The following is a 16564-nucleotide window of genomic DNA, read 5'->3' as shown; positions in this document are numbered from 1 at the left end:
CAGTTCCTTGTGGTGCTTCTGTTTGCTCCTTCGCCCCGGTAACACAATCTTTTCGTTCTTGGGGCACGATGCGCAATCGTTCTGCGGGTTTGCGGGGCGGGGAAGGTGCGAATTGACGGACTTCACAAGCGCAGATGCACTGGTGTTTCTCGGAGCCGTGCCGTCCGCCTGCCTGTGTGTCAACGGCGGCGGCATCATCCTGTTCGCCAACGAGGCCGTCTGCGCCATTGCCGGCGCCGGGCCGGCGCTGGCCCGCACGCCGGTGTCGCGTCTCCTTCCGCAATGGCACGCGCTGTCGGCAACGCAGGCCAAATCGTTCCGGCGCGAGACGATCCTGCTGCGCCATGATGGCAGCGCCATTCCTGTCGAGCTTTCGTTGGTGCGTTGGGAACGCGAGGGTGCTGTGCTCACCGGGGTCGTGATCCGTGACCTGATCGATGAGCGGGCCCTGGATTCGATGCGTGTGGAGCTTGAGCGGCAGAATGAGCAGATCCTGGCCGAGGCGGAAGCCGCGCATCGTCGGCTCGGCTTCATTATCGACATGCTGCCCCAAGCCGCCTGTGTCTTCGATGCAGAAGATAGATATGTGCTCTGGAACGAGAAATACGCCGCGCTCTATCCAGAAATTGCCCCGCATCTGCAGGCGGGGGTTTCGTTTCGCGACATTCTGCGCATCAGCCTGGACAGCGGCGACATGCCGGAACAGATCGAAGATCCGGAAAGCTGGATCGAAGAGCGGATGAAGAAACATGCGCAGCTTTCTTCGCAGGACGAACAAATGCTGCGCGACGGCCGCTGGGTGCGCCATGACGATCGTCGCACGCCCGATGGCGGCGCCATCGGCATGCGCATCGATATCACCGACCTGAAACGCCGCGAAGAATCCATGCGGCAATTGTTTGATGCCAATCCCATGCCGATGATGCTCTGTGAGGTCGGCACGCTTGCCATCCTCGCCGTCAACGAAGCAGCAATCGCGCTTTATGGCTTCAGCCGCACCGATCTTTTGTCGAAGGTGGTGACCGATTTGCATGTCGGTGAAGAGGGCGCGCGTTTCGGCAAGACGCTTCTGGGCCTTGATGTTGAGTGCGAAGCGCGCACCGTCTGGCGGCATCGTACGGCGGGTGGCGAGGAGCGGCATGTCCTCATCTATGTCCGCTTCCTCAACGAAGGTTCGAATCGCCGCCTGCTTCTGACGATTGCCGATGTCAGCGACCGGATCCACGCCGAGGCGCATGCGACGCATCTTGCCAATCACGATCCGCTGACCGGCCTGCCGAACCGCATGCGGTTCCGCCAGGCGCTGGAAACGGCGCTGGGCCAGGCGACGCTGAGCGGGCAGGAGACCGCGGTGCTTTACCTCGACCTGGATGGATTCAAGCCGGTCAACGACACGTTCGGCCATGCGACCGGCGATGACTTGCTCAAGCAGGTGGCGCAGCGATTGAGCGCCGTCCTGCGTACGGGGGATCTGGTGGCGCGGCTCGGCGGTGATGAATTCGCCATTCTCCAGCATGCCTCGGTCCAGGCTGCCGAGCATGTGGCGCAGCGCTGTATACAGGCGCTGTGCCAGCCATTCAGTATCGGTGACCGCCAGATCGACATCAGCGCCAGCATCGGCATTGCTGTTGCGCCGGGCAATGGCATTGACCCCGACGGACTGATGAGCGCTGCCGATACCGCGCTCTATGAGGCGAAGGCTGCCGGCAAGAACACTTGGCGCCGGTCCGCGGCCTGAGCGCAGCCTAAATTAGACACATGCTTCGCGTACCGGCGTTTTCCGCACATTATGTGCATTGCGGCAATGTGGTCGAAATTTTGGTGCAATGCAGCAATAATCTTCGCCCGATGGATTTCCAACGCGTTGCATATACTGTAGCGTCTGGACGAACTGTTTTGGGTGGAGAACAGGAATGACCAAGTGGGTTTATACCTTCGGCGGTGGGAAGGCCGAGGGGGCTTCGGCCGATCGCGATCTTCTGGGAGGCAAGGGCGCAAATTTGGCGGAGATGTGCAATCTCGGCCTGCCGGTGCCACCGGGCCTCACGATCATCACGGAGGCCTGCGCCGGTTATTACAAGAACGGCCGCACGATCCCGGATGATCTGAAAGCGCAGGTTCGCACTGGCATAAACGGGATCGAGAAGATTACGGGTCGTGTCTTCGGCGACAACCAGCACCCGCTGCTTCTGTCCGTGCGCTCCGGCGCCCGCGCTTCGATGCCGGGAATGATGGATACCGTTCTCAATCTTGGCCTCAACGATCGTTCCGTGCAGGCGCTCGGCCATGATTCCGGCGATGCGCGTTTTGCCTGGGACAGCTATCGCCGCTTCATCCAGATGTATGGCGATGTCGTCATGGGCCTGGACCACGAGGTTTTCGAGGAAATCCTGGAAGACGAGAAGGGCAGGCTGGGCCACGGCCAGGATACTGAACTCTCCGCCGTCGAATGGCAGCATGTGATTTCGCTCTACAAGCGGGCTATCGAGGAGGAAATTGGCGAGAGTTTCCCGCAGGATCCGGAAGTCCAGCTCTGGGGTGCGATCGGTGCTGTCTTCGCCAGCTGGATGAATGCCCGCGCCGTCACCTACCGTCATCTTCATAACATTCCCGCCGAATGGGGAACGGCCGTCAACGTCCAGGCCATGGTCTTCGGCAATCTCGGCAATTCGTCGGCCACCGGCGTCGCCTTCACTCGCAATCCGTCGACCGGTGAAAACGAGCTTTACGGCGAGTTCCTGGTCAATGCCCAGGGCGAGGACGTCGTGGCCGGCATCCGCACGCCGCAGAACATCACCGAAGCCTCCCGACTCGCCTCCGGCTCCGACAAGCCATCGCTGGAAAAGCTGATGCCGGAAGCCTTCGAGGAGTTTCGCACCATCTGCGATACGCTCGAGGCCCATTACAAGGACATGCAGGACCTGGAGTTCACCATCGAGCGCGGCACGCTCTGGATGCTGCAGACCCGCTCCGGCAAGCGCACCGCCAAGGCGGCGCTGAAGATCGCCGTCGACATGGCTGATGCCAAGCTGATCACGCGGCACCAGGCCGTTACCCGCATCGACCCGGCCTCGCTCGACCAGTTGCTGCATCCGACGATCGACCCGCGCGCCAGGCGCGATATCATCGGCTCCGGACTGCCGGCCTCTCCGGGGCTGCCACCGGCGAGATCGTCTTCACGTCCGAAGAGGCAGTGCTCGCCGAAAAGGAAGGCCGCAAGGTCATCCTCGTGCGCGTCGAGACGAGTCCGGAGGATATTCATGGCATGCACGCGGCCGAAGGTATCCTGACCTCGCGCGGCGGCATGACCAGCCATGCGGCCGTCGTTGCCCGCGGCATGGGCATCCCTTGCGTCTCCGGCGCCGGCAATATCCGCGTCGACCTGCGCAACGAACTTTTGATTGCCGCCGGAACGACGCTGAAGAAGGGCGATATCATCACCATCGACGGCTCCTCGGGCCAGGTGCTGCGCGGTGAAATCCCGATGCTGCAGCCGGAACTGTCGGGCGATTTCGGCAAGATCATGGAATGGGCCGACAAGAGCCGGCGCATGACGGTGCGCACCAATGCCGAAACACCGGCCGATGCCCGCGCGGCCCGCTCCTTCGGCGCCGAGGGCATCGGGCTCTGCCGCACCGAGCACATGTTCTTCGAAGGCGAACGCATCAACGTCATGCGCGAAATGATCCTGGCGAGCGATGAGGCCGGCCGCCGCGTGGCGCTGGCCAAGCTTTTGCCGATGCAGCGCTCCGACTTTGCCGAGCTGTTCTCGATCATGCACGGCCTTCCCGTCACCATTCGCCTGCTCGATCCGCCGCTGCACGAGTTCCTGCCGAAGACCGACGAGGAGATTGCCGATGTCGCCGCCGTTCTGGGCATGAACCCGGCCGACCTGCGCCAGCGGGTCGATGCGCTGCACGAGTTCAACCCGATGCTCGGCCATCGCGGTTGCCGGCTCGCTATTTCCTATCCGGAAATCTGCGAAATGCAGGCCCGCGCCATCTTCGAGGCGGCCGTCGAGGCCGCCCGCGAAACTGGCGCGCCTGTTGTACCTGAGATCATGGTGCCGCTGGTCGGGCTGAAAGCCGAGCTCGATTACGTCAAGGCCTGCATCGACGCGGTGGCGAAAGAAGTGATCGGCGAGGCGGGCATCGAGATCGAATATCTCGTCGGCACGATGATCGAGCTGCCGCGCGCAGCACTCCGTGCCCATGTCATCGCCGAAAGCGCCGATTTCTTCTCCTTCGGCACCAACGACCTGACGCAGACGACTTTCGGGATCTCGCGCGACGATGCCGCCCAGTTCCTCAATACCTATATCCAGAAGGGTATCGTCGAGCAGGATCCCTTTGTCTCGCTCGATTTCGACGGTGTCGGCGAACTGATCCAGATCGCCGCCGAGCGCGGCCGCCGCACCAAGAACGGGCTGAAGCTCGGCATCTGCGGCGAACATGGCGGCGATCCAGCCTCGATCCGCTTCTGCGAACAGACCGGCCTCGACTATGTCTCCTGCTCACCCTTCCGCGTGCCGATCGCACGCCTCGCGGCAGCACAGGCGGCGATCAACGGCAAGGGGTGACGGACCAAAAGACGGACAAATTGACTTGGACGACCCACTATCCTACCTGTCGTGAACACGCATGGGAGCTTCTATGAAACACGCGTCCATCATTGTGAGAGCTGCCTGGGATGAAGAAGCCCGTGTCTGGGTTGCATCCAGTTCAGATATCGACGGTCTTGCCGTGGAAGCCGACACGATGGAGACCCTGGAGCCGAAGATACTGGCAGCCATTTCCGATCTGCTGGAATTGAACGAGATTTCTTCCGATTTGAGGGAAATCCCTGTCCACGTCCTGTCGGAACACCTTTCCCGCGTCCCTAATCCGCACTTCTGAGCGCCCATGTCGAGCTATTTGAGAGATCTCAAAGAGTTGTTGACGAAAGCGGGATGCTAATAGCGAGGTCAGGAAAAGGCGACCATGAAATATGGTTCAGCCCGCTTTCGAAGCGACATGTCACTGTCGATCATGGAATGAAGTCACGCCATACCGCCAATGAAACCCTCAAGCAGGCGGGCCTGCCAAAGGCATTTTAGTAGGCCGCGAGATTTAGCCAATTTGGATCGTCAGATCCGCTCCAGCACATCCACGAAAGCGTCGGCGAAGTTTTTCAGGCCCGCGGTGGTCTCGTCCGGTCGTTCGATGCGGATCGTCGTGCCATCGCTTTCCAGGCAGGCGAAGATCGTTGCCATGGTGCTGCCTGTGCCTTCGGGGATGCGCAGCACGGCAATGCGTTCACAATCGGCAATCAGGCCGGATGCCGGAAGTTCGAACAGGAAGGCGCCCTTGACGCCTTCGGCGGCGCTGCGCACGTGCTTGGAAAAGCCGGCGGCACCTGCGGAAAAACCATCCAGCGAGAGTTCGAGTTCGATGAGTTCCATCGGCAGCCCGGGTTCGGCCGTTGTGAGGCTCGGCTGAGCGATGGTCGCCTCAACAATGGTAGGCTTGGTTGCGCCCGGTGTCGTGGCGGGTTCGAATGACAGCATGATCGCACTCCTTTGACGGTGCGCGCCGTCGCCGGCATTCGCTCCGATATCCTGACAATACATGCGCCGTTTATGCCGGCAGCACGCGTGATAACCCCCGTCCGTCACAATTGCTTAACGAGAATGGCGAATTTGCGGCGTGGCAGCGGTGGCAACGCTTGCGTTTGCCTGTTCCCTCGCTCGGCGTTCCGCTTTAAACAAAACAGGTGCCAGCGGTGAGAGGGGACTGATTCCGTTTCATGATGATCAAGTATGAGCGTCCCATCTCGCATGCGGCCTTCTGGGCGCGACGCCTTGCCCGTTTTTCTCTCGGCTTTTTCGCTGTTGCGTTGCTGGCCCACCGCTTCGGCCCGCTGACAACGCCGCATTTCCTGGCGTTTTCCGGCGCCTCCGTCGTCCTGGCGCTGGTTGCGGTTACGCTCGCGGCGATCGGTTTTACGCGGCTGTGGCAGGTGGCGGCGGTGGGCGGCATCGCGGCCTTTACCGCCCTTGTCTATGCCGCCGGGCCGCTCGGCTTTGCCGGTGTCGAGCTTGCCGCCTATTTCTCCCGCCCTGCGATCTACGACGTGACCACCGACACGCAGGCACCGCCTTCCTGGATCGTTCCGCCGGATGCCGCCCAAGGCTGGCTGCGTCGCGCGGCGCAAGTGACGGCGGAAGACCGCGCTGCCCAGCAGGTCGCCTATCCCGGCCTGACGGGGCGTCGTTATGACGGCGCGCTCGACCGGGTCTATCAGGGCGTGGGCAACGTGACCGAAAAGACCGGCGTCGCGATCACCGCGGAGGAGGGTGTCGAAAACACCAAAGCGGACCTTGAGGATCTGGTCGTCAAGCCGGAAACCGAACCGCGTGACAGCGAGCTGGACTCCGTGCCGATCCCGCTGTCACGCCCCGATCAGATCGTGCCCGGCGAGATGTCGTCCGGCCGGCGCTCGAGCGACGTGCTGCTGCAGGGCGAATGGCGCACGCTGGTGATCGGCTTGCGCTTCGATGTGCTGATTCGCCTGCGGGAAGAGGCGGAAACCACGCTTGTCGATCTGCGTGTTGCCGCCCGCTATGGTCCCCACGACCTCGGCATCGGCGCCGCCTTCGCCGAGAGTTTTCTCAAGGCACTCGACGCCGAGCTTCTGGGTATTGCCGGCGGTTGATCAGAGGACGGAGCTTCGGCGTGTTCAATCCTGCGCCGGACGCAGCCAGCCGGTGTATCGGACGATCAGTCCGGTGAGTGGGCTGGCGATCTCCACATGAAATCGAAACAGGCCGTCGCGCGCTTCCTCGTAGGTGTCTCCGCCCGGCGCGAGAAACAGCGGCAGCGGGATGCCGAGAAATCGCCATCCGCGGATGACGAGAAGCAATCGTCCCTGCCGCGGGACCAGGGCGATCCGGATGCGAAACGGACCGAATGTCTCGACCAGCAGGTTTTCATCGGCTCCCGCGCCGGCCGATTGCTGACTTTTGAACGATTTTCCGGCAAAGGTCCGCGTCCACAGTTCCCGGCCCCGTCCGCGGTCGAAGCGCACGCTGACCGGCACGTCATCGCCTTGCGCCGGAAAACTGATGATGGCTCCGGTCATCCGCGCAAGCCAGTTGCGACCGCGCTCCACCTTGGCCCGGCCGCTGAACAGTTGCGATACGGTGCTGTCGTGCAGATCGGCAACGGCCTTCGGCAGGTCACTCCAGGCGTTACCCAGCATGCGCCGGTAAAGCGGCGTGTCGGTCCCATCGCCGCGCGTCTCGCGGATGCCGCTTGCAATGGCGAAACGTGCGAACAGCGGCTCGAAATCCGAAAGCGTCAATACGCCTGCGGCACTGTTGGCGCCCGGAGGCAGCCGGATACCGGAAAGCCGCCTTCGGATCAGCGCCTCGCTCGCCATCGCCGGAATGAAAGGTCCGTCCTCGCCTTCGGCGATCAGGTGCCAGCTGCGCTGCATATCCGTTCCATCCGGCGCCTTGCCGGTGGCCTGAACGAACATACCGCCGCGATGCGCGCCAACGCCGAATAGGCTTCCTGCCCGGTGAAACAGCGGCGCAAGCGGCAGCAGCGACGCCAGCAGGTTCATCCGCACGAGCCTTGCCAGGAGGCTGAGCAAGCGCTGCAATACCTGCGGCTCTGTGCCGGCACCGGTGAAGACCGATTGCAGGCCGGGCAGGGCCAGCGGCAGGAGCGCCAGATCCGGCGCGTCGGCGAGCAGGAAGCGCCGGCGCTTCATCGGCACCTTGCCCGGTGGCGCGATCGTCATGTCGATGCCGTCGATCAGGCCGTGCCCCGACACCTGCTGGCCTTGGCGCAAGACGCTGATCGGCTTTCCGGCATAGCTGGAGACGGCCCGGATGACGTTCAGGCCCATCCTGACACGCGGCGAGGGCGCAATGCCGGCCTCGACCGAGGCGATCGCTGCAAAGCCCGGCCGCAGAGCGTCAAGGGCGGCGAAGGAAAGTGCTGGAAAGCTGCTGCAACCCGACAGGACCGCGACATCCGCCGCTTTTGCCTCGGCATCCAGTACGCTGATGCCGGTGACGAAGGCGGCACTGTCGGCAAGATCGAGATAGTCGATGCCCTGCCGGATGCAGGCCTGCGCGACGCGGTAGGGCCGTTCTCCCATGATCTGGAATGGACCGGAGGCATCGACCAGAATATCGGGCTTCAGCGCGGCAAGGGCGGTATCGATATCACCGTTGCGATCGAGTTTCACCGGTTCCAGCGTCGCGCCCCTCGTCGGTCCGGCGCAGAAGGCTTGCGCCTTTGCCAGGGTCCGTCCGGCGATCATCAGCGTCAGTCGCGGCTCGTCGCCCAGCAACTGCGCCAGCCGACCGCCGAAGGTGCCGTAGCCGCCGACAATCAGGATGCGCAGCCGGCTCTCGCTCATCCCAGAAACCGGCGTTTATGCTCGGCAGTCGGCACGAAGCAGTGGTCGCGGCGGCCGGCGATCCGGTAGCGGTTGCGCGCAACCCATTCGTACAGCGCATCGCGAAGCGGGCGCGGCAGGATGCGCAGGATGGTCGCCAGCTTCCAGGGATAGCCCAGCCCGGCGGCCATGCGGATCGAGCCCTCCGACTTGAAGAAGGCGCGGCCATTCTCGATCAGCATGTTCGTCTCATAATCGCGCGTATCCAGCTCGTAATGCCGATAGAGTGCCGTGCCGAGCGGCGATTGCGCGGTGAGGAACCGGAAGCGCCTTGTGCGGTCGTGGCGCAGCACGAACTTCACCCAGCCCGAACAGAAGATGCAGGCGCCGTCGAAGACGATGATCGGGTGACTGTCGTCGAAGGCGGGGACGGCGCTGTCCTTACGGTAGCCGTAGGCTGCTTGCTCGGTCATCAGGCCGCTCCGCCGACCGCCAGCCGGTATTGCCCCGTCAGCGCCGGCGGCCCGACGGTCTCCACCTGGCCGCGTTCCACCAGGTCTTCGAGATGGGCAAGCACAGACAGCGCGGCTGCGCCATGCAGACGCACGTCGGTCGAGGCATAGATCACCTTGACCATATCCTGAATGGACGTGTCGCCGGCACGCACCCGTTCCAGCACGGCGCGTTCGCGCATGCGCCGGTGGGTGCGCAGGCCGCGCAGGAAGGCGGCCGGCTCCGTTACCGGCCCGCCATGGCCCGGCAGATAAAGCCGGTCGTCGCGCTGGAGCAATGCTTCCAGCGAGGCCATGTAGTCGGCCATCGCGCCATCCGGCGGCGCAACGATGCTCGTCGCCCAGGCCATGACATGGTCTGCGGAAAACACAATCCCGGTGCCTTCGAGCGCAAAGGCCGCATGATTGGCGGTATGCCCCGGCGTCATCAGTGCGGTCAGCGCCCAGCCTTCTCCCTCGATCGTCTCGCCATCGGCCAGCGCCCGGTCCGGCATGAAATCCATGTCAGAACTTTCAGCAAACGGATTGACCTCGCCTTCATGCAGCGGGCGAGCCGCCCGGTGCGGCCCCTCGGCAACCACCAGCGCACCGGTCGCCTCCTTCAATCGCCGTGTGAGCGGCGAGTGGTCGCGATGGGTGTGGCTGACGGCGATATGCGTCACTTCGCGGCCAGCAAGTGCTGCCATCAGGGCTTTGAAATGCGCCTCATCCTCCGGCCCTGGATCGATCACCGCGACAGACCGGTCGCCGACGATATAGCTGTTGGTGCCGTGGAAGGTGAAGGGGCCGGGATTGTTTACGGTGATTCGCTGCACGCTCGGCGCGACGGTCACCGCCTGCCCATGCGCCGGCTTGAAATCGAGGTCGAAGTCCGGGCCGTCCATGCGTCGCTTCACTTATACTCGATCTCGATGAAGGACATCGGCGCCGTGCCGGCATTGACGACATTGTGCTCGACGCCGGCCTCGCGGCGATAGGCGGCGCCCGCCGCGATATCCACCCGCCGTTCGCCGGTCGGTTCCTCCAGCAAAAACTGGCAGTCCGTCATCGGCACGACGACATAACCCATGCCATGCACGTGATGACCGGTATCTGCCCCCGGCTCGAAATCCCAGCGCGTGATACGCACGACCGCATCATCCAGAAGAACGGTCGGCTTGGCAGGCGGGCGGGCGCGATACTGGCTCATGAATGTCTCCGGTTTACACAGAGACCGTAACGCAGAAACCAGGCGACGGGAATGGGATTTCCCGATCGGCGCCGCGTCTTTTCAACGCCTTAACCTGGCCGCGTGCCGTGTTGACCGCAGGGCATCGCTCACATCAGTTTGTGTTTGCGTTGGCGATCCTGCGCGAGGCATTGTCGAGGGCATTGCTGCTCTGGACGCCATCCTGCTTCAACCCTCTCGCCGTATTGCCGCAGCCGGACAGGGCAAAGAGCGACAAGCAGGCGGCAGCGACTATGAACATCTTCATGGCAGAATCTCCTTGGTAACGATCCTTCGAACATGTGCCCGAGCGCGACTTTATCAATATCCGCAATCGAAAAAACTGAAGTCAATCGTTGCGCAGCCGGTTCTCAGTGCTCCGCAAAAACAATCACCTGTGCAAACCCGCCGCCAGGGCAATGCCTCGATGCCGCTGCCGCATCCCTGCTTGCCCAGTCTGCAAAAACATCCGAAGAAATTCGCGCAAGGCCCAACTTAGCCGTTGTCGCTGCGCATCTCCTTTGCTAAACCGCTCTTGATTTGGCCGGGCACTTCCCCGCTGCCAAGCGTTGGGGCGTAGCCAAGCGGTAAGGCACTGGTTTTTGGTACCGGCACCCCTGGTTCGAATCCAGGCGCCCCAGCCACACACTTCTTTTCAAGTCGAGAATCCATGTTTTCCAGCACTTTCGTTTGTCTGGGAATGGAAATTCTTACCGTTGACGTGGAAATCTTTCGCCACGATAGGGTCATGCCAAAAAATGTGGTATGCGCCCGCCAAACAACGTCAGGAGTGTAATCGTGAGTGAACCGACCGTAGCCGATGCAACAGCCCGTATCTATGAATCACTCCAGGCAAACAATGCCGATATCGACGTGCATATCGCCGCGCTCAAGGCAGCGTTGACGCGGGCGGGTTTGAAAGAGGCCGTCTTCGACCCGGCACGGCTTGTGCAGAACAACCGGTCGGGCCGGAAACTCATGCAGGCCTATTTCCGGCAGCGCGGCGTGACGGTGACATATTCAGCGTCGTGACGCCTGTCCGAACTGAACACCCCTCTGCCGCCAGGCACCAGGCTCTAGCCTTCGGACGCCTATGAACTGTCGCGTCCGTTTTGGCAAAGAGCAACCCGACGGCGCTGAGCGCTACGGCCTAGTCAGAAGGCATCGCGCGATTGCTATCTGCGCCCTCGGGCAGAACCTTGCCGCGACACCTTTGCCGAGTCGGCAAAGCCTGGATGTTTGCCTTTTACCCATGTGACGAATGTCTGCATCGCAGGGTCCTCAAGGATGGCCTCGATCGTGGAGAAGGTCTTGGCCAGTTGAGCATTCGTGAACGTCACATGGATCTGATCATGACAGATCCGGTGCAGGCAGACGGTTTTCTTGCCACCCTTGCTCTTCGGCACGAGATGATGGAGGTCTTTCTGGTCCTCCGGGATCACGCGCTCGCATAGCGGGCAAATCACCGGCTCCGGCTCGGTATCCCCTGAGGAGACTTCTTCTCTCATCTTGCGGGCCATGGGTCCTCGGTCAATCTTTCCCGGGGTGCCTGATCCCCGTCCACGAGGCGTTATCTATCCGCGCCTTGCTTCTGATATCGCTTCTGCTGGACAGGAGCAATGCAGGTCTTTCGACGGGGTGGCCAACAGCCCGAACTTTATCGGTGAGAGAAGCACATGTCCGCCGTCTCTTGATCCTCGGCAAACAGTGTGAGGTTTAATTCTCTTGCAACCGCCGGGTGGCGGCTGTTTCCGCCTCGAGCGGAAAAATTGACTTTTTACAGTTCGACCGGTAGCAAGGTCTCAATCTGTTTTGCCGCGGCTGCTGAAACCATGGCAACGGAGAAACAACATGTCCCACACTCAAGACCCCGTCCGGAGCAGCTTCGCGTCCGGTCATTCCGTCAGGTCCGTCGTTGCACGCGATGAGCCTGAGCAACATCACCTGCGCGCCCTGCAGGATTTGTCCGCGGCGCTGCCGACGCCCGAAGCCTTCAGCGACGCGGGCGCAACATTGCGCGCGGTTGTCACAACACCCGACTTTCATCCCGGTAAACCTGTGCCTGTGGGCGTCGTCGTCGATGTCGAAGGCGCTGTTCTTCCGCATCTGATCGGCAACGACATCGGATGCGGCATGCGGATGCTTGCTCTCGATGGCATGACGCAGGACGACCTTCGGCCGGAACTCGAGCATCACCTCCGACATATCTTCTTCCAGGGCGGCAGGGACATCGCGCTCACGGGCCATGACAGGCATGCCCTTCTGCGCGAGGAATTCCCGGCCTGCTGGAGAGCTTGTCTCGTGGACGCGAAGGGCTTCTCGCCAAGATGGATCTCGATCAGGCGTGGAAGGATGTCGATCGCACCTGCGACGATGGGCAGTTTTCATGCTCGGGCGTCGTCGGTGGGTTTGCCGACTATGCCGCCATCGATGATATCCATCGCCGCGACGCGCTCATGGGAACGATCGGCGGCGGAAACCACTTCGTTGAAGTCGGTGTCGTGGACGATATCGCCGACGGCCGCTTCGCATCGGCGGCGGGACTTCGCCGCGGAACGGTGGTTGCTGTCGTCCACTCCGGATCTTTGGACTTCGGCCAGCATGTTGGTTCGTCCGTTCGCGAGAAGTTGATGGCGAGCCGTGTGGGAAAAAGGGATTATCGCATCCTCCCGCGCGGAGATGATCTCCATGCGGCCTATCTGGACGGCCATGCCAATGCCGCCAATGCCGCTTTCGTGAACAGGTTCCTCATCGGCCTCGCAGCCGTGGAGGCCTTGTCCCGTGCGGCAGGGCGGGAACTATCCGGACGGCTGGTCTACGATGCACCCCACAACACTGTGTGGGAAAAGGATGGCGTCGTCAGGCACCGCAAGGGGCCTGCACGGCGCGAGGGGTTGGCGACGTCAAGGAAGTCCCTACGAGTGGCTCGGCGAACCGGTCATCCTTCCGGGTTCGATGGGCGACGGAAGCTGGCTCCTGAGAGGCTGTGGCAATGCTGAAGGCTTGTCGTCATCGGCGCACGGTGCCGGGCGCAAGCTCTCCCGTCAAGAAGCGCGTTCCGTCGGCCGGATCGGTAGCGACCTCCGTGTCGTCGGGCCTGTCGACACGAAGGATCCACGCATTCGCTCCCGGGCAGACATTCTGGGCGAGGTGGAAGCCCGCCTCAACGAGGAGGCTCCATCGGCCTACAGGCCAATCGACCAGGTTGTCGATCCGATGGTCGGTGCGGGGCTTGTGGAGAGGGTGGCGAGGATTCGGCCGCTGCTGACGGTCAAGGGCTGACAACATGGCACGGGGGAGGTGCGGCACTGTTCCTCCCCGTGCTGATCAGGCGTCAGGCCGTCGCGCGTCTCATTCCCCACCATGCGGTTGGCATGCGCCATCTCCGCGCTATATCTGCGGATGGTCCGGGAACGCGGGTTGAAGTGGTGCGGTTCCCGACCTGAGGCGTCACATCGTCGCAAACACTTGTACCTGCATGGTGCCTCATGGCATGAGAACACCTTCAGGAGACTGTCGCATGACCAACACATTATCGGCCGGACGGCCACGGCGAGTAGCAGCGTTGTTTGTCGCGCTCTTCATGGCGATCCCCGCCCATGCCACCCCTGTGCTTGTTGTCGATACTGCAAGCCGTCAGGTTCTCTACCAGGAGGATGCCGGCGTGCCCTGGTATCCGGCCTCGACGACCAAGCTCATGACGGCGCTCGTGGTTTTCGAAGCGCTTCGCGCCGGTGAAGTCACCCTGAGCACGCCGGTCATGATGACGCGCAACGCGACGAAACAGGCTTTTCTGGAGTCGGGCCTCACCTTCGGGCGGACGATGACGCTTGAGGATGCGCTGTTTGCCACGATCACCGCATCGGCCAATGACGTCGCGGTCGCCCTGGCGGAAGCGGTGGCTTCAAGGAATCCGCGTTCGTGCAGCGTATGAATGCGGCAGCATCCCGCCTCGGCCTGACAGGCACCCATTTTGCCAGCCCGAACGGCCTGTTCGATCGCAGCACAGTGACGACCGCGCGCGATCTTGCGATCCTTGGGATGGAAGTCGATCGGCTCTTCCCGGAATACAGCCGCTTCTTTCAGGCCTCGGCCGTGACGATCGACGGCAAGGAGATCAAGTCCAACAATGCGCTTCTGACCCGTTTCGCGGGCACGATCGGCATGAAGACCGGCTTCCTTTGTGCCTCCGGCCGCAACTACGTCGGCCTCGCCACCCGGCAAGGAAAGCGCGTCATGGTGGTGCTCCTGGGCGCGACCACCGAGCGGGAGCGCAATGAGCGGTCTGCGCAATATCTGACGCAGGCCTTCGCTGGACGTCTGTCCGCCTCAGGTCGCGTGGACGATGTCAAAAACCGCCCTGACGTCGCGCCACAGGATATGCGCACCCGCCTCTGCACGGACCAGAGCGTCGCCTATGAAGCCAGCCGCGATGCGCTTTACCCGATGGGCCTGCCGGGCCAGGAAACCTATCTGCGGGACCAGATACCGGGGCAGGTCCATGCGGTCCGGACGTGGCAAAATGAAAACGCCGTCGATGTCCCGACACCCACGCCACGTCCGTCTTGATCACAAGCGCTGCCCGATTGACCGGATTTGGCGCTTGAGCGCTGGTGCAGTGACGGAACAGGCGCTCGTGGTGGGTTCTCGCCAGTAGCAATTCGATCCCGGTCATGTCATGCGGTGATCACCGCGGGCCAACTTTGTATGCTTGCAGAATGATTCTCTGGTTTGATACGCACGCTCATGGAAACGTCCCTTTATCTTCCGGTCAAATCCTTCCTCGAAAAGGCAGGCTATGTCGTCAAAGGCGAGGTCGGCGGGTGTGATCTTGTCGGCCTCAGTGAAGACGATCCGTCCATCGTCGTGATCTGCGAACTCAAGTTGAGCTTCAATCTGGAGCTTATCCTGCAGGCTGTCGACCGGGCCGCCATCTCTGATGAGGTCTGGATCGCCGCGAAGGTTTCCGCCAGGGGCAAGGGGCGGGAGGCCGACAAGCGCTATCGCGACCTTTGCCGGCGGCTGGGCATCGGCATGCTCGGCATATCCGATGGCGGCGATGTCAGCGTCATCGTCGGGTCCGTATCCCCCATGCCGCGGACCAATCCGAAACGACGGTCACGACTGATGCGCGAACACCAGAAGAGACGTGGTGATCCGGCCATCGGCGGCAGCACGCGTGTGCCGCTGATGACGGCCTATCGGCAGCAGGCGCTTGGCTGTGCCGCCGCTCTCGCCACTGGGCCCGCGCGTGTTCGCGATGTAAGGACAGCAGTACCGGACGCAGGCAAGCTCTTGCTGTCGAATGTCTATGGCTGGTTCGAACGCCTCGACAGAGGCGTCTACGGCTTGACCAATGCCGGCCGCGAAGCCTTGCAGCGGTGGCCTCAGCCTTAGTGACGGCGACCTTGCCGGTAGCCGGTGGCGCTTTCGAGACGATCACGCGGGGATTGCCTCCGAGTGGGACCAGATCCGAATGTGCCTTGACGAACCCCTTCACGGTGTCTTCGACGACTTCGTCCGGATTGTTGATTGATCTTCAGATATAAGCTCCCTGTGAAAGGTCTGTCTTTGTCGGACGCCTGTCACGTGTCAGAGAATGGTGTAGCCGCCGTCGATGAGCAGATCGGCGCCGTTGATCATGTCGGCGCCTGCGGAAGCGAAGAAGACGGCGGCAGCGGCGATTTCTTCCGGGTAGGCAAAACGGCCATTTGGGATGCGCCTTTTGGCAGCCTCGCCCTTTTCTCCGGCCCATGCCTTGCGGCCAAGATCGGTGAGCACGATGGTTGGCGACAAGGTGTTGACGCATATGCCGTGTTTTCCCCATTCGGCGGCAAACGTCTTCGACATGCCGATGACGCCGAATTTGGAGGCGCAATAGGCGACATGCTCCTCGATCGCGACAGTGCCGGCCTGCGAGGCGAGGTTGATGATTTTGCCGCCACGGCCTGCCGCAATCATCGCCCGGCCCACAGCCTGGGTAACGAGGAAGGTTCCGGTCAGGTTGATGCCGATGGTCTTCTGCCAATGATCGAGCGTAAGCTCTTCCGCCGGGGCGAGAAGCGCGATGCCCGCGCTGTTGACGGCGATGTCGATGCCCCCGAAGGCCGTTACCACCTCAGCGACAGCCGCTTCGACGGATGCAGCGTCGGCCACGTTGCAGACGAAGCATTTGGCATTATCACCCAGCCTGTCGGCCTGCGCCTTAGCCGCATCGGCATTGATATCGAGGACTGCGATGCGGGCTCCTTGGCAGACAGCGCAGCCGTGATGGCGGCGCCGATACCGGAGGCGCCCCCTGTGACCAGTGCCACCTTGCCGGTGAGCGGGAAGTTGAGATCGATCTGTGGAGCTGTTTCGGTCATGGGGCAATCCTTCTATTCCTGGACAGGCGAAGCGGTGTTGCCGCCTCGCCGTAATCGCTATTACTTGCGCGCTTCAAGCAGCTTGTCGA

General features: G+C 62.2%; 16 protein-coding genes, 1 tRNA gene and 5 pseudogenes. 13 read left to right on the top strand and 9 right to left on the bottom strand.

The annotated features are described in order from the left end of the window. The first annotated feature begins 112 nt into the window (after positions 1–112). The 4 genes and pseudogenes from P6U16_RS05310 to P6U16_RS05295 all read left to right on the top strand — a co-directional run bounded on the left by P6U16_RS05310 (position 113) and on the right by P6U16_RS05295 (position 5095). Positions 113–1738 carry a diguanylate cyclase gene (locus P6U16_RS05310; protein WP_277702886.1) on the top strand — a complete coding sequence of 542 codons (1626 nt, stop codon included), beginning with the start codon at positions 113–115 and terminating at the stop codon, positions 1736–1738. A gap of 175 nt (positions 1739–1913) precedes the next feature. After that, positions 1914–4579 (top strand): annotated as a pseudogene (gene ppdK / locus P6U16_RS05305) (pyruvate, phosphate dikinase). Between the two features lie 73 nt (positions 4580–4652). Continuing rightward, positions 4653–4895, top strand: coding sequence for a DUF1902 domain-containing protein (locus P6U16_RS05300; protein WP_277702885.1), 243 nt, complete (start codon positions 4653–4655; stop codon positions 4893–4895). 6 nt (positions 4896–4901) lie between these two features. Then, positions 4902–5095, top strand: a pseudogene (locus P6U16_RS05295) (type II toxin-antitoxin system HicA family toxin). A 30-nt stretch (positions 5096–5125) separates the two neighbouring features. Here P6U16_RS05295 and P6U16_RS05290 read toward each other — a convergent pair. Then, a complete protein-coding gene (locus tag P6U16_RS05290) occupies positions 5126–5545 on the bottom strand; it encodes a hypothetical protein (RefSeq protein ID WP_277702884.1) in 420 nt (139 codons plus the stop codon). A 239-nt stretch (positions 5546–5784) separates the two neighbouring features. Between P6U16_RS05290 and P6U16_RS05285 the strand changes: the two genes are divergently transcribed. Beyond that, entirely contained in the window at positions 5785–6693 is a 909-nt protein-coding gene (locus tag P6U16_RS05285) for a DUF1499 domain-containing protein (RefSeq protein ID WP_277702883.1), read from the top strand. Positions 6694–6717: 24 nt separating this feature from the next. On the opposite strand, the gene P6U16_RS05280 is transcribed toward P6U16_RS05285, so the two are convergent. From P6U16_RS05280 to P6U16_RS05260, 5 genes are all read right to left on the bottom strand, one after another. Further along, a complete protein-coding gene (locus P6U16_RS05280; protein WP_277702882.1) occupies positions 6718–8412 on the bottom strand; it encodes a DUF4166 domain-containing protein in 1695 nt (564 codons plus the stop codon). After that, positions 8409–8864: a thiol-disulfide oxidoreductase DCC family protein gene (locus P6U16_RS05275; protein WP_277702880.1), complete on the bottom strand. Its 456-nt coding sequence runs from the start codon at positions 8862–8864 to the stop codon at positions 8409–8411. The genes P6U16_RS05280 and P6U16_RS05275 overlap by 4 nt, the downstream gene beginning before the upstream one ends. Further along, positions 8864–9787: an MBL fold metallo-hydrolase gene (locus P6U16_RS05270; protein ID WP_277702878.1), complete on the bottom strand. Its 924-nt coding sequence runs from the start codon at positions 9785–9787 to the stop codon at positions 8864–8866. Before P6U16_RS05270 ends, P6U16_RS05275 begins: the two co-directional genes overlap by 1 nt. A gap of 8 nt (positions 9788–9795) precedes the next feature. Further along, positions 9796–10092, bottom strand: a complete 297-nt coding sequence (locus P6U16_RS05265; RefSeq protein WP_277702877.1) for a cupin domain-containing protein — start codon at positions 10090–10092, stop codon at positions 9796–9798. A gap of 133 nt (positions 10093–10225) precedes the next feature. Next, on the bottom strand, positions 10226–10378 hold the full coding sequence (locus P6U16_RS05260; protein WP_277702876.1) for an entericidin: 153 nt from the start codon (positions 10376–10378) through the stop codon (positions 10226–10228). A gap of 302 nt (positions 10379–10680) precedes the next feature. On the opposite strand from P6U16_RS05260, the gene P6U16_RS05255 reads away from it, so the two are divergent. Together P6U16_RS05255 and P6U16_RS05250 are read left to right on the top strand one after the other, a co-directional pair. Continuing rightward, positions 10681–10754, top strand: a tRNA-Gln gene (locus tag P6U16_RS05255). A 151-nt stretch (positions 10755–10905) separates the two neighbouring features. Beyond that, positions 10906–11142 carry a hypothetical protein gene (locus P6U16_RS05250; protein WP_277704016.1) on the top strand — a complete coding sequence of 79 codons (237 nt, stop codon included), beginning with the start codon at positions 10906–10908 and terminating at the stop codon, positions 11140–11142. A 143-nt stretch (positions 11143–11285) separates the two neighbouring features. Here the strand turns inward: P6U16_RS05250 and P6U16_RS05245 are convergent, their stop codons facing one another. Continuing rightward, entirely contained in the window at positions 11286–11630 is a 345-nt protein-coding gene (locus P6U16_RS05245) for an HNH endonuclease (protein WP_277702874.1), read from the bottom strand. A gap of 331 nt (positions 11631–11961) precedes the next feature. On the opposite strand from P6U16_RS05245, the pseudogene P6U16_RS05240 reads away from it, so the two are divergent. From P6U16_RS05240 to P6U16_RS05215, 6 genes and pseudogenes are all read left to right on the top strand, one after another. Continuing rightward, positions 11962–12261 (top strand): annotated as a pseudogene (locus P6U16_RS05240) (RtcB family protein); the annotation flags it as partial. Positions 12262–12404: 143 nt separating this feature from the next. Further along, positions 12405–13109, top strand: coding sequence for an RtcB family protein (locus P6U16_RS05235; RefSeq protein ID WP_277702873.1), 705 nt, complete (start codon positions 12405–12407; stop codon positions 13107–13109). After that, a complete protein-coding gene (locus P6U16_RS05230; RefSeq protein WP_277702872.1) occupies positions 13066–13392 on the top strand; it encodes an RtcB family protein in 327 nt (108 codons plus the stop codon). The genes P6U16_RS05235 and P6U16_RS05230 overlap by 44 nt, the downstream gene beginning before the upstream one ends. A 238-nt stretch (positions 13393–13630) precedes the next feature. Next, positions 13631–14044 carry a serine hydrolase gene (locus P6U16_RS05225; RefSeq protein WP_277702871.1) on the top strand — a complete coding sequence of 138 codons (414 nt, stop codon included), beginning with the start codon at positions 13631–13633 and terminating at the stop codon, positions 14042–14044. Then, positions 14041–14679, top strand: coding sequence for a hypothetical protein (locus P6U16_RS05220; RefSeq protein WP_277704015.1), 639 nt, complete (start codon positions 14041–14043; stop codon positions 14677–14679). The genes P6U16_RS05225 and P6U16_RS05220 overlap by 4 nt, the downstream gene beginning before the upstream one ends. A 177-nt stretch (positions 14680–14856) precedes the next feature. Then, complete coding sequence (locus tag P6U16_RS05215) at positions 14857–15507, top strand: DUF2161 domain-containing phosphodiesterase (protein ID WP_277702870.1); 651 nt, start codon at positions 14857–14859, stop codon at positions 15505–15507. Between the two features lies 1 nt (position 15508). On the opposite strand, the pseudogene P6U16_RS05210 reads toward P6U16_RS05215, so the two are convergent. Both P6U16_RS05210 and P6U16_RS05205 read right to left on the bottom strand, forming a co-directional pair. After that, positions 15509–15643: pseudogene (locus P6U16_RS05210) on the bottom strand (dihydroxyacetone kinase); the annotation flags it as partial. 59 nt (positions 15644–15702) lie between these two features. Next, positions 15703–16475, bottom strand: a pseudogene (locus tag P6U16_RS05205) (GolD/DthD family dehydrogenase). Positions 16476–16564: the final 89 nt, after the last annotated feature.

The sequence above is a fragment of the Rhizobium sp. 32-5/1 genome, from assembly GCF_029537235.1.
GTDB lineage: Bacteria > Pseudomonadota > Alphaproteobacteria > Rhizobiales > Rhizobiaceae > Pararhizobium.
The sequence above is the reverse complement of the archived record's forward strand: the minus strand, read 5'-3'. Positions and strand labels throughout refer to the sequence as shown.

Bases quoted from the DNA above. Each gene is read 5' to 3' on its own strand.
- P6U16_RS05225 (WP_277702871.1), top strand. From the start codon at position 13,631: ATGACCAACACATTATCGGCCGGACGGCCACGGCGAGTAGCAGCGTTG.
- P6U16_RS05270 (WP_277702878.1), bottom strand. From the start codon at position 9,787: ATGGACGGCCCGGACTTCGACCTCGATTTCAAGCCGGCGCATGGGCAG.
- P6U16_RS05220 (WP_277704015.1), top strand. From the start codon at position 14,041: ATGAATGCGGCAGCATCCCGCCTCGGCCTGACAGGCACCCATTTTGCC.
- P6U16_RS05265 (WP_277702877.1), bottom strand. From the start codon at position 10,092: ATGAGCCAGTATCGCGCCCGCCCGCCTGCCAAGCCGACCGTTCTTCTG.
- P6U16_RS05245 (WP_277702874.1), bottom strand. From the start codon at position 11,630: ATGGCCCGCAAGATGAGAGAAGAAGTCTCCTCAGGGGATACCGAGCCG.
- P6U16_RS05285 (WP_277702883.1), top strand. From the start codon at position 5,785: ATGATGATCAAGTATGAGCGTCCCATCTCGCATGCGGCCTTCTGGGCG.
- P6U16_RS05230 (WP_277702872.1), top strand. From the start codon at position 13,066: ATGGGCGACGGAAGCTGGCTCCTGAGAGGCTGTGGCAATGCTGAAGGC.
- P6U16_RS05275 (WP_277702880.1), bottom strand. From the start codon at position 8,864: ATGACCGAGCAAGCAGCCTACGGCTACCGTAAGGACAGCGCCGTCCCC.
- P6U16_RS05300 (WP_277702885.1), top strand. From the start codon at position 4,653: ATGAAACACGCGTCCATCATTGTGAGAGCTGCCTGGGATGAAGAAGCC.
- P6U16_RS05260 (WP_277702876.1), bottom strand. From the start codon at position 10,378: ATGAAGATGTTCATAGTCGCTGCCGCCTGCTTGTCGCTCTTTGCCCTG.
- P6U16_RS05215 (WP_277702870.1), top strand. From the start codon at position 14,857: ATGGAAACGTCCCTTTATCTTCCGGTCAAATCCTTCCTCGAAAAGGCA.
- P6U16_RS05290 (WP_277702884.1), bottom strand. From the start codon at position 5,545: ATGCTGTCATTCGAACCCGCCACGACACCGGGCGCAACCAAGCCTACC.
- P6U16_RS05280 (WP_277702882.1), bottom strand. From the start codon at position 8,412: ATGAGCGAGAGCCGGCTGCGCATCCTGATTGTCGGCGGCTACGGCACC.